The sequence below is a fragment of the Vibrio hepatarius genome (genome assembly GCF_043642085.1).
In the GTDB taxonomy this organism is placed as follows: Bacteria; Pseudomonadota; Gammaproteobacteria; order Enterobacterales; family Vibrionaceae; genus Vibrio; species Vibrio hepatarius_C.
On record NZ_JBHZSA010000009.1, the window covers coordinates 105,415 to 117,403 of the forward strand.

The window sequence follows — 11,989 nt, forward strand, 5'->3', positions numbered from 1 at the left end:
TCAGCGTGATTATTGTTAGATATTTGATCCGCGAGACACTGAAGAGTCAATTAGCGATATTTTTTATCCTGTTTTTAGTGTTCCTCAGCCAAAAATTGATCAAAGTACTGGCTGATGCCTCCGATGGTGATATCCCGGCAAGTTTGGTCATGCATTATGTCGCATTGAGTATGCCATCGATGGGATTATTGATGCTGCCGCTAAGTTTATTCTTAGGTATTTTGCTGACATTTGGCCGCTTATACGCGGAAAGTGAAATTACCGTGATGAACGCGACAGGGATTGGTAATAAATTCCTGATCCGTGCTGCGCTATACCTAGCGGTGATTACCGGTTTAATTGCTGGCTTTAACTCGTTCTACTTTGCGCCATACAGTCAAGATAAGCTGGTTCAGCTTCAAGAAGAGGTGGAAGCGGAAAACAGTGTTGACCTGCTGAAAAAAGGCCAGTTCCAAGGTACACCGGACGGATCTTCAGTGGTTTTTATCGATGATATCGATGGCAAACAGTTAAAACATGTGTTCGTTGCTCAGATGCGCCCGCGTGATTCGATTTTGCCGAGTGTCTCTTTTTCTCAGTCAGGCGAAGTGAAAGAGCTCAGTGACGGTCGCCAAGTGATTCGTATGTCCGACGGTACTCGCTATGAAGGTGTCCCAACTCGTATTGACTATATGGTGACGGAGTTTGACCAATATGAAGGTCTTATCGGTCAACGAGACGTAAAACGTAAAGGTCGAGACTGGGAAGCGCTACCGACTCTGGAGCTGATGAAAAATCCTGATCCACGCGCTCAAGCTGAGCTGCAGTGGCGAATCTCTCTGGTAGTTTGTATCCCACTACTGACGATGCTGGTGGTACCATTATCTGCAGTTAACCCTCGTCAGGGACGTTTTGCCAAGATGGGACCTGCGATTTTGATCTATTTAGCGTATTTCCTATCGATCAGTGCGACTAAGTCAGCGTTAGAGGATGGTTCAATTCCTATTATGGTCGGCATGTGGCCAATTAACGCAGCACTGCTGTTGACGGCAATCGGTATTAACTCGATGGACAGTATTCCTGTTCGCCGCTTTAAAGATAAACTAAGACAAAGAAAGAATAAGGCAGCGTAAGTCGTGTTTAAAATTCTCGATCTGTATATCGGCAAGACCATCATTGCCACTACTTCTTTAGTTCTGGCGACCTTTGTTGGCCTGTCTGCGATTATCAAATACGTTGAGCAGCTACGTAAAGTGGGCCAAGGCACTTATGATTTGCTGCAAGCGCTACTTTACGTGCTACTGAGTATTCCGCGTGATATCGAAATGTTCTTCCCAATGGCAGCTCTGTTAGGCGCTTTGATTGGTTTAGGCATGTTGGCATCAAGCTCTGAGCTTGTGGTTATGCAGGCGGCAGGTTTCTCTAAGCTAGATATCGGCCTTTCGGTATTGAAAACCGCAGTCCCGTTAATGATTATGGTGACGCTACTGGGTCAGTGGGGTGCGCCGCAAGCACAGAAAGCGGCTCGTGATCTTCGTGCAATATCTACTTCTGGTGGTGCACTATTATCAGTGAGAACTGGGGTATGGGCGCGCGACGCCAACGACTTTATCTTTATCGGAAAAGTGGAAGATGACACCATCTATGGCATGAACATGTGGCGTTTTGATGAGAACAAACGCCTAGAGAGTGTAGTTCATGCTAAACGAGTTGATTATGTCTCTGACAACACTTGGACGATGAAAGATGTTCAGTTGACGGAAATGGTCGATGAAATTGAGATTTCCAAGCATACCCTTCCTGAGTACAGTTGGACAACCTCGTTAGCACCGGACAAGCTTGCGGTGGTGACGGTGAAACCGGAAGAGCTTTCATTAGGTGGCTTATACGATTACGTCAGTTACCTGAAAGCGTCAGAGCAAGATCCTTCTCGTTATGAATTGGCGTTTTGGCGTAAGGTGACTCAGCCATTTTCTATCGCGGTAATGATGCTGATGGCGCTGTCGTTCATCTTTGGTCCACTACGTAGCGTAACCATGGGCGCGCGTATTCTTTCTGGTGTGATAGCGGGCTTTACCTTCTATATCTCCAGTGAGTTCTTCGGCCCGCTAAGTTTGGTATATAACATTCCACCTGTGTTTGGTGCGGTGATGCCAAGTATTGTGTTCTTAACCATTGCATTGATGTTGTTGCGACGAAAACTGTAGCAACAGACCCAATAAAAAACGGCAGCCTAACTAGGCTGCCGTTTTTGTTTATGTGCGCTCTTAAAGAAGCTTTTTCAAGCGGTACAACTCTTCCAACGCCTGACGTGGAGTCAAGTCATCCGGATCGATATTGGCCAGCGCTTCTTCCACTTCACTTGGCTCCGGAATCAGACATAACTGGTTAGCAATATCTACCGCACTGCTTGGTGCTGACGATGCTTCGTTTTGACCTAGTTGTTCAAGCTGAGTCAACTTAGCTCGTGCATTCTTAATCACGCTCTTAGGCACGCCAGCTAAACCAGCCACCGCTAGGCCGTACGATTTGCTCGCTGCACCTTCTTGCACCGCATGCATAAAGGCAATGCTATCACCATGCTCGACGGCATCTAAGTGAACATTAGCTAAGTGTGGGATCTGATTTGGCAGCTCAGTAAGTTCAAAATAGTGAGTGGCAAATAAGGTCATTGAACCTAACTCTTTAGCTAGCCACTCAGCACTTGCCCAAGCAAGAGAGAGACCATCATAAGTACTGGTACCACGACCGATCTCATCCATTAACACTAAGCTGTTGGCTGTGGCGTTGTGTAGGATATTGGCCGTCTCTGTCATCTCGACCATAAAGGTTGAACGACCTGAAGCTAAGTCATCTGATGCGCCAATACGAGTGAAGATACGATCCACCGAGCCAATCTGAGCTGACTCTGCAGGTACGTATGAACCAATATGCGCCATCAGTGCGATAAGTGCTGTTTGACGCATATAGGTCGACTTACCACCCATGTTTGGACCGGTAATAATCAACATCTTACGCTGTGGATTTAAGTCAATTGGGTTAGCGATAAACGGTTCGTCCATCACTTGCTCAACTACAGGGTGGCGACCCGCTTGAATATGAATACCCGGCTCTTTGGTTAACTGAGGTCGGCAGTAATCAAGACTATCCGCGCGCTCGGCTAGGTTCTGCAGTACATCAATTTGCGAAACCGCAGAGGCTAAGTTTTGCAACTGCTCAAGATGCGGTAAAAGTAAGTCAAACAGCTCTTCCCAAAGTCGTTTTTCCAGAGCTAATGCTTTGGATTTAGAGTTAAGTACTTTATCTTCGTGTTCTTTAAGCTCGGGAATGATGTAACGCTCAGCATTCTTTAGCGTTTGACGGCGAACATAATGTGGCGGTACTAAGTGGCTTTGACCACGGCTGACCTGAATAAAGAAGCCATGGACATTATTGTAGCCAACCTTGAGAGAATCGATGCCGTGACGTTCACGTTCATCTTGTTCCATCTGCTCTAAGTATTCAGTGGCACCGTCAGCCAGTTTACGCCACTCATCTAGTTCAGCGTTGTAACCTTCGGCAATGACACCGCCATCACGAATAACAACCGGTGGGTTCTCTTTAATGGCGCGCTCCAATAGCTCACAAACTTCATCCATAGGCGCAGCATATTGCGCTAACTTGGCTAGGTATGAATGGTTGAGTGAGCCCATCAGTTCAGACAGTTCCGGCAATTGCTGCATCGCAAAGCGCAGGCGAGCCATGTCGCGTGGACGCGCACTACGCAGCGCCAAACGAGCCAGAATACGTTCAATATCGCCAATTTGCTTAAGTACTGGGTGTAAGTCGCCAAACAGAGCTTGATCTTTAAGTTCTGAAATCGCATCAAGGCGATGGTTGAGCGTATCAATGTCGCGCATAGGCTGGTGCAGCCAACGCTTTAGCATTCGGCTACCCATCGCGGTTGCTGTGTGGTCCATTACTTCAGCCAAGGTATTGTCATTACCGCCAGCTAAGTTCTGAGTAATCTCGAGGTTACGTCGAGTAGCGGCATCTAAAATCACCGAGTGATCTTGGCGATCAAACGTCAACGAACGAATATGAGGTAGGGCAGTACGTTGAGTATCTTTAACGTACTGGATCAAACAGCCAGCGGCACATAAACCAAGCTTTGCATTTTCAACGCCGAAGCCAACCAGATCACGAGTACCAAATTGTTGGTTGAGCTGCTGCTTAGCGGTATCGAGTTCAAACTCCCATACAGGGCGACGACGATTACCGTTGCGCGCAGACATCAGATGCACTGGCTCAAAGTCTTCTGGGAACAGCAGCTCGCGTGGAGATGTGCGTTGTAGCTCTGCCGCCATCGCTTCTTCGGTTTCTGGCTCCATAAGCTGGAAGCGACCAGAAGTGACATCAAGTGTTGCGTAGCCAAATTTACCGTTATGGTAGTAAATCGCCGCGATAAGGTTGTCTAAACGCTCTGATAGCAGTGCTTCATCGGTAACGGTACCTGGAGTGACAATACGTACCACGGCGCGTTCAACGGGTCCTTTGCTGGTTGCTGGGTCGCCAATTTGCTCACAAATCGCCACCGACTCACCAAGCTGAACCAGCTTTGCTAAATAGCCTTCAACCGCGTGGAAAGGTACACCCGCCATCGGGATCGGCTCACCAGCAGAAGCGCCGCGTTTAGTCAGTGAAATATCGAGTAATTGAGAGGCGCGTTTGGCATCGTCATAGAAAAGCTCGTAGAAATCGCCCATGCGATAGAACAACATGATGTCGGGGTTCTCAGCTTTTAGCTTGAGGTACTGCTGCATCATGGGAGTATGTTTTTGCTTTTCTTTCTCAGGTAACGCTTTCACAGGCAAAATCTTTCGTTTATTTCTATTGCGGCTTAGGATACGTGAATAGCCAGTGAGCGAAAAGATGCAAAAGGGGATTTGGACATGGAATCACAGCAAAATCAGGCAAAGCAACTCGGAAACTTACTTGAGCAACACCAATTGGTGATGACGACAGCTGAGTCTTGTACTGGTGGAGGTGTTGCTACGGCAATTACAGACATCGCTGGCAGTTCCGCTTGGTTTGACCGCGCGTTTATTACTTACAGCAATGAAGCCAAGATGGAGATGCTTGGTGTCGGGAACGATACCCTTGAACAACATGGTGCGGTGAGTGAACAAACCGTGGTCGAAATGGTGCAAGGCGCTTTGAAGCATTCGCATGCCAATATTGGTGTTTCGATTAGTGGTATTGCCGGGCCTGGAGGTGGAACCGAAGCCAAGCCTGTCGGTACAGTTTGCTTTGCTTGGGCAGATAAACAAGGCTGGCAGAAAGTAGCAACGTATTGTTTTTTGGGTGATAGGGCTGAGGTACGAAGTAAGGCGGTAGAGTGTGCACTGACAGTACTGTATGAAGAACTGGTTAGCCGAGATTAAAAACTAACTGATGAATTTTAAGTTATTAAAAATCAGTTGGATATCACTAAAAAGCAAAAAAAAACCATACAGCTATAGACACTGTATGAATCAACAGTATAATGACTTTCATTGATTGTTCAGAGTATACGACTGAACGGAAGAATTTAGATCGATAATCATCAGTACAAGATGAATCATTTGGAGAAAGTGATGGACGAGAACAAACAGAAAGCGCTCGCCGCTGCGCTAGGTCAGATTGAAAAGCAATTCGGTAAAGGTTCAATCATGCGCCTTGGTGACAACCGCGCAATGGACGTAGAAACAATCTCTACAGGTTCACTTTCTCTTGATATCGCCCTAGGTGCTGGTGGCCTTCCGATGGGTCGTATCGTAGAAATCTACGGTCCTGAATCATCGGGTAAAACGACGCTAACTCTTGAGTGTATCGCCGCGGCGCAAAAACAAGGTAAAACTTGTGCGTTTATCGATGCTGAGCATGCACTTGATCCTGTTTACGCGAAGAAGCTTGGTGTTGATATTGATGCACTGCTAGTTTCTCAGCCAGACACTGGTGAGCAAGCACTGGAAATCTGTGACGCGCTAGCTCGTTCAGGTGCTATCGACGTAATGGTTGTTGACTCGGTTGCAGCTCTAACGCCTAAAGCGGAAATCGAAGGCGAAATGGGCGACAGCCACATGGGTCTTCAAGCGCGTATGCTTTCTCAAGCTATGCGTAAGCTAACAGGTAACCTGAAGCAGTCTAACTGTATGTGTATCTTCATCAACCAAATCCGTATGAAGATTGGTGTGATGTTTGGTAACCCAGAAACAACAACAGGTGGTAACGCACTTAAGTTCTACGCATCAGTTCGTCTTGATATTCGCCGTACTGGTTCAATCAAAGAAGGTGATGAAGTTGTCGGTAACGAAACTCGCATCAAGGTTGTGAAGAACAAGATCGCTGCACCATTTAAGCAAGCAGAAACCCAAATTCTATATGGCCAAGGCTTCAACCGTGAAGGTGAGCTAATTGACTTAGGTGTTAAGCACAAGCTAATCGAAAAAGCGGGTGCATGGTACAGCTACAATGGCGATAAGATCGGTCAAGGTAAAGCGAACGCAGGTAAGTTCCTACGTGAGAATACTGAAGCGGCTAAGACTATCGATTCTAAACTGCGTGAAATGCTGCTTTCACCAGCAGAAGTTCAGCCGGATGACGCTGAACTAGGCCAAATGCCTGAGCAAGAAGAGCTATAACACTGCCTTTTGAATTTAAAGCCCTGCTTATGCGGGGCTTTGTCGTATTTAGAATATGAGAATTTAATCCGACATGTTCCAAAGAAAACCACCAACACTGTCGAGTAAAGAAGCCGCTATTCAACTGCTCAGTCGCCGTGATCATGGTGAATATGAGATGTATCAGAAACTTAGCTTGAAAGGTTATGAAGATGATGCCATCCAAGAAGCGATTAATTTTTGCTTAGATCATAATTACTTAGATGATCTTCGTTACGCTAAGAGCCAAGTGAGACAGCATGTCTATAAAGGGCATGGTGAGCGCCGCATTCGCCAAGAGCTAAATCAAAAGCGTGTTTCTGAATCAGTGATAGAAAAAGCCATGGAAGAAGAACCGCAGGATTGGTTTGAACTGGCCAAAAGTGCTGCAGAGAAGAAATTTAAAGGAATTAAGGCAAAAGACCAAAAAGAGTACGCAAAGCAGGTGCGTTTTCTCCAATATCGCGGTTATAGCTTTGAGCAAATCAGCTATGCACTCAGTTCAGAAAGTGAGGATTGAGAGCAAAAACTCCCTTCAATTTGACTATTTAGTTTCAGTTCCTCAAGCAAAAAGCTCTTTTATGCAAGAAAACTAGTCGTAGCGTTAACCATGATCTACAATAGCGCAAAATTCTAACTCGACTATTTTCAGGAAGAGCTGCATGTACATGAGCACTGATGAGGTTCGTAACGCGTTCCTTAAGTTCTTTGAAAGCAAAGGACACCAAATCGTAGACAGTTCATCGTTGGTTCCACATAACGATCCAACCCTGCTATTCACAAACGCAGGTATGAACCAATTTAAAGATTGCTTCTTAGGCGCCGAAAAGCGTGCCTACACACGAGCAACTACGGCTCAGCGTTGTGTACGTGCGGGTGGTAAACATAACGACCTTGAGAACGTTGGTTTTACAGCTCGTCACCATACTTTCTTCGAAATGCTAGGTAACTTCAGCTTTGGTGATTACTTCAAAGAAGATGCGATTGCTTTTGCTTGGGAATTCCTAACTGAAACGCTACAACTGCCAAAAGATCGTCTATTGGTAACGGTATATGAGACAGATGACGAAGCATTCGATATCTGGAACAAAAAAGTAGGTGTTCCTGCTGATCGTATCGTTCGTATCGGTGACAAAGAAGGCGGTAAGCAGTTCGAATCAGATAACTTCTGGACGATGGGTGACACAGGTCCTTGTGGTCCATGTACTGAAATCTTCTACGATCACGGTGAACACATCTGGGGTGGTCGTCCAGGCACGCCTGAAGAAGACGGTGACCGTTTCATCGAGATCTGGAACAACGTATTCATGCAGTTCAACCGTCATGCTGATGGCACGATGGAACCATTACCTAAGCCTGCAGTTGATACAGGCATGGGTATTGAGCGTATTTCTGCAATCATGCAGGGCGTTCACTCAAACTACGAAATCGATGTATTCCAAAAGCTAATCAAAGCGACTGCAGAAGTTGTTGGTCATGAAGATCTATCAAACCAATCACTTCGCGTTATTGCTGACCATATCCGTTCTTGTTCATTCCTAATCGCTGATGGCGTGATGCCTTCAAACGAAGGTCGCGGTTACGTTCTACGTCGTATTATTCGTCGTGCAGTTCGTCACGGTAACAAGCTAGGCGCACAAGGCGTATTCTTCCATAAACTTGTCGGCGTATTGGCTGAAGTGATGGGCTCTGCTGCTGATGAACTGAAGAAGCAACAAGCCGTTGTGGAAAAAGTCCTTCGCATCGAAGAAGAGAACTTTGGTCGCACACTAGAGCGCGGAATGGTTATCCTGAATGAAGCACTGGATGCACTTGAAGGCAAAGAACTTGACGGTGAAACGGTATTTAAGCTTTACGATACTTACGGTTTCCCAGCTGATTTAACTAACGACGTTGCTCGTGAGCGTGATTTCACTATCGATGAAGCGGGTTTTGAGAAAGCGATGGAAGAGCAGCGTCAACGCGCTCGTGAAGCCGGCCAATTTGGTACCGACTACAACGCAACGATCAAAACCAAAGCTGAAACTGAATTCTGTGGTTACGCAGGTACTCAAGGTAACAGCAACGTGGCTGAAATCTTCGTTGCAGGTGAAGCGGCTGACTCTCTATCGGCAGGTGACAAAGCGATCATCATCCTTAGTGAAACACCATTCTACGCAGAATCAGGCGGTCAGTGTGGTGATGCTGGTGTTCTTAAAACTGAGTCAGGTCTATTCAAGGTAGAAGACACTCAGAAATTAGGTAATGCAATTGCGCACCACGGCGTCCTAGCGGAAGGTGTACTCGCGAAAGGTGATGAAGTTGAAGCGGTTGTAGATGCAGAGCGTCGCGCGGCTATCTCTCTAAACCACTCAGCAACACACTTACTTCACGCAGCTCTACGCCAAGTACTTGGTGAGCACGTTGCGCAGAAAGGTTCGCTTGTTAAACCTGAAAACCTACGTTTCGACTTCTCGAACCTAGAAGCAGTAACGCCAGCGGAACTGAAAGAAGTTGAGCGTCTTGTGAATGCTCAAGTTCGTCGCAACCACGTGATTGAAACTAACATCATGGACATCGAATCTGCTAAGCAGAAAGGTGCAATGGCCCTGTTCGGTGAGAAGTACGATGACGAAGTTCGCGTACTGTCTATGGGCGAGTTCTCAACGGAGCTTTGTGGTGGTATCCACGCTTCTAACACGGGCGATATTGGTCTGTTTAAGATTACCTCTGAAGGTGGTATCGCAGCAGGTATCCGTCGTATCGAAGCGGTGACTGGCGAAGCAGCACTAGATGCGATCGAAGAACAACAAGCTAAATACGAAGAGAAGCTTGTTGAGTCGGCGCAAAAGGCGAAATCTCTAGAGAAAGAGATCCAGAAGCTTAAAGACAAGATGGCTGCTGCGGAAAGCGCAAACATCATGGGTAAAGTTCAGGATATCAACGGTACTAAAGTGTTAGTTGCTGCTCTAGAAGGTGCGGATAACAAGAACCTACGTACTATGGTTGATGACATCAAAAACCAAGTAGGTAGTGGTGTGATTCTACTGGCTAACATCAACGACGATAAGATTGGCCTAATTGCTGGCGTAACTAAAGATCTTATTGGCAAAGTGAAAGCGGGCGACCTAGTTAAGATGGTTGCTGAGCAAGTTGGTGGTAAAGGTGGTGGTCGTCCAGACATGGCTCAAGCAGGTGGTACTGATGTTGCTGCACTGCCTGATGCTATTCAGTCTGTGCAACCATGGCTAGAAGAACGCCTATAAATCAAACTTTATAAATATTTGCGCTCAATCACTTGTTTGATTGAGCGTAATTTTTTTGTCCTAACCAAGTGGTTTAATTGGCTCATATACCAAGTGCTGATTAAATGACTTGGTTTTTGTTATTACTACTACAGGCAATATTCAACATATTGAATGTGGTTCGAATGAGACTTTGCTCTCGGGAAGGTGAAGACTGGTGAACAAGCCCCTTATCGTGCAAAAGTTTGGCGGAACATCGGTGGGTTCTATTGAAAGGATCCATACGGTTGCTAAACACATCATTAAGGCGAAAGATGATGGTAATCAAGTTGTCGTAGTTGTATCTGCAATGTCTGGTGAAACCAACAGATTGATGGATTTAGCTAAACAGGTAGATAGTGTTCCTACCGCACGTGAACTTGATGTTTTGCTCTCTGCTGGTGAGCAAGTGTCTATGGCATTATTGGCAATGGCACTGAATAAAATGGGCTATTCAGCTCGCTCACTTACCGGAGCTCAAGCAAGCATTGTGACGGATAACAATCACAATGATGCGACGATTAAACACATTGATACTACCGTGATAAACCAGCTATTAGCGCAAGACCAAATTGTTATTGTGGCTGGCTTTCAAGGTATCAATGAAAATGGGGATATCACTACGTTAGGCAGAGGTGGTTCTGATACCAGTGCTGTCACACTTGCTGGCGCGCTCAACGCGGCAGAGTGTCAAATCTTTACCGATGTCGATGGTATCTATACCTGTGACCCACGTGTTGTTCCTAATGCTCAGAAGCTCGACGTGATTGACTTCCCGTCGATGGAAGAGATGGCACGTAAAGGTGCCAAAGTTTTGCACCTGCCATCGGTTCAGTACGCATGGCAGCATAATGTCCCTCTGCGTGTTCTTTCCACCTTTGATACTGATGGCGGTAGCTTGGTGAAAGGGCAGGAGTGTTTAGCCTCAGTGTGCGGTGTCGCGATTCAGCGTGATATGTGCTTGATTCAAATCGAGCCAGACATGCTATGTGGATTGAAAAAGCAGTGTCAGATGTTGGGTGTGACTATCTGGAATGTGATCGAGCATCCAGAATGGATAGGTGTTGTTGTAAAAGGTGATGCTTATTCAAAACTGGAACTGGTTTTCAAAGACAAAATCCGTAATAGTGAGACAGTAAGTTTACTGACCGCTGTGGGCCTAAAAGTCGAAGGACTGGTTGAAAGGTCATTTGCTCTGCTCACTGAGCAAGGTATTCATGTCAAACATTATGCGGTGAGTAGTCAGTCACTTATGTTGATACTGTTACCAGAATGTGTCGACAAAGCGGCTAACATACTGCATGATGCTTACATAACTTCTGCAGAGGCAGTCGATTGCCTGCAAAAACATGCCTTTTTAGGCTAGATTCGAGCCACAATTGAGTTTACGAAAATATAACTTTTGTTGGATAATAGCCTCGTAGCAAGATAAATCAGAGATTACTCAAGGAGCACAGAATGCTAATTTTAACTCGCCGCGTTGGCGAAACTCTAATGATCGGTGATGAAGTAACAGTAACTGTACTAGGTGTTAAAGGTAACCAAGTACGTATCGGTGTAAATGCACCGAAAGAAGTGTCTGTTCACCGTGAAGAAATTTACATGCGCATTCAGGCAGAAAAAGGTAATGGTAACGTTGCATCTGGCAACTACTAATTACAAAGAGAGGCTGACAGTTTGTCAGCCTTTTTTGTATGTGAACGGCATCTATTTATAGGAAAAAGAGCGAATTAGCACCGCTTTGATTAAATAGCCAACGGTTGAAAGACTTTTTGCTATTTTTGCCAAGAAAATGTTTGACATATTTTTGGTAAATCGTAATATGTGCCTCCGCAAGACGGTGAGGTGGCCGAGAGGCTGAAGGCGCTCCCCTGCTAAGGGAGTATACGGCTTGATACCGTATCGAGGGTTCGAATCCCTCCTTCACCGCCATTCTTGCACTTCTTCTTTTGAAGAGCTTTAAAACAACTTTCTTTAGCAAGAAAGCACAGCGCGTCCTTAGCTCAGCTGGATAGAGTACCTGGCTACGAACCAGGCGGTCGGAGGTTCGAATCCTCCAGGACGCGC

At 46.0% G+C, this 11,989-nt stretch carries 9 protein-coding genes and 2 tRNA genes; 10 read left to right on the forward strand and 1 reads right to left on the reverse strand.

The features are described 5' to 3' along the window. The first annotated feature begins 5 nt into the window (after window positions 1-5). Together lptF and lptG are read left to right on the forward strand one after the other, a co-directional pair. Window positions 6-1,112, forward strand: a complete 1,107-nt coding sequence (lptF, locus tag ACHUFZ_RS16675; RefSeq protein ID WP_394128025.1) for an LPS export ABC transporter permease LptF — start codon at window positions 6-8, stop codon at window positions 1,110-1,112. A gap of 3 nt (window positions 1,113-1,115) precedes the next feature. After that, entirely contained in the window at window positions 1,116-2,186 is a 1,071-nt protein-coding gene (gene lptG / locus ACHUFZ_RS16680; RefSeq protein WP_394128026.1) for an LPS export ABC transporter permease LptG, read from the forward strand. Between the two features lie 60 nt (window positions 2,187-2,246). On the opposite strand, the gene mutS is transcribed toward lptG, so the two are convergent. After that, window positions 2,247-4,784: a DNA mismatch repair protein MutS gene (mutS, locus tag ACHUFZ_RS16685; RefSeq protein ID WP_394128040.1), complete on the reverse strand. Its 2,538-nt coding sequence runs from the start codon at window positions 4,782-4,784 to the stop codon at window positions 2,247-2,249. 126 nt (window positions 4,785-4,910) lie between these two features. On the opposite strand from mutS, the gene pncC reads away from it, so the two are divergent. From pncC to ACHUFZ_RS16725, 8 genes are all read left to right on the forward strand, one after another. Next, the gene (gene pncC / locus ACHUFZ_RS16690; RefSeq protein ID WP_394128027.1) at window positions 4,911-5,402 is read left to right on the forward strand and encodes a nicotinamide-nucleotide amidase; all 492 of its coding nucleotides are present in this window, start codon (window positions 4,911-4,913) and stop codon (window positions 5,400-5,402) included. Between the two features lie 192 nt (window positions 5,403-5,594). Next, window positions 5,595-6,641 carry a recombinase RecA gene (gene recA / locus ACHUFZ_RS16695; RefSeq protein ID WP_134835017.1) on the forward strand — a complete coding sequence of 349 codons (1,047 nt, stop codon included), beginning with the start codon at window positions 5,595-5,597 and terminating at the stop codon, window positions 6,639-6,641. Between the two features lie 73 nt (window positions 6,642-6,714). Continuing rightward, complete coding sequence (gene recX, locus ACHUFZ_RS16700) at window positions 6,715-7,179, forward strand: recombination regulator RecX (RefSeq protein WP_134835016.1); 465 nt, start codon at window positions 6,715-6,717, stop codon at window positions 7,177-7,179. 142 nt (window positions 7,180-7,321) lie between these two features. Continuing rightward, window positions 7,322-9,904 carry an alanine--tRNA ligase gene (gene alaS / locus ACHUFZ_RS16705; RefSeq protein WP_394128028.1) on the forward strand — a complete coding sequence of 861 codons (2,583 nt, stop codon included), beginning with the start codon at window positions 7,322-7,324 and terminating at the stop codon, window positions 9,902-9,904. 196 nt (window positions 9,905-10,100) lie between these two features. Then, on the forward strand, window positions 10,101-11,288 hold the full coding sequence (locus ACHUFZ_RS16710) for an aspartate kinase (protein ID WP_134835014.1): 1,188 nt from the start codon (window positions 10,101-10,103) through the stop codon (window positions 11,286-11,288). Window positions 11,289-11,380: 92 nt separating this feature from the next. Beyond that, window positions 11,381-11,578: a carbon storage regulator CsrA gene (gene csrA, locus ACHUFZ_RS16715; RefSeq protein ID WP_004415691.1), complete on the forward strand. Its 198-nt coding sequence runs from the start codon at window positions 11,381-11,383 to the stop codon at window positions 11,576-11,578. A gap of 183 nt (window positions 11,579-11,761) precedes the next feature. Next, window positions 11,762-11,854 (forward strand) — tRNA-Ser (locus ACHUFZ_RS16720). A gap of 60 nt (window positions 11,855-11,914) precedes the next feature. Beyond that, window positions 11,915-11,988: transfer RNA gene (locus ACHUFZ_RS16725), tRNA-Arg, on the forward strand. Window position 11,989 lies beyond the last annotated feature (1 nt).

Bases quoted from the DNA above. Each gene is read 5' to 3' on its own strand.
- mutS (WP_394128040.1), bottom strand. From the start codon at position 4,784: ATGATGCAGCAGTACCTCAAGCTAAAAGCTGAGAACCCCGACATCATG.
- pncC (WP_394128027.1), top strand. From the start codon at position 4,911: ATGGAATCACAGCAAAATCAGGCAAAGCAACTCGGAAACTTACTTGAG.
- recA (WP_134835017.1), top strand. From the start codon at position 5,595: ATGGACGAGAACAAACAGAAAGCGCTCGCCGCTGCGCTAGGTCAGATT.
- recX (WP_134835016.1), top strand. From the start codon at position 6,715: ATGTTCCAAAGAAAACCACCAACACTGTCGAGTAAAGAAGCCGCTATT.
- alaS (WP_394128028.1), top strand. From the start codon at position 7,322: ATGTACATGAGCACTGATGAGGTTCGTAACGCGTTCCTTAAGTTCTTT.
- csrA (WP_004415691.1), top strand. From the start codon at position 11,381: ATGCTAATTTTAACTCGCCGCGTTGGCGAAACTCTAATGATCGGTGAT.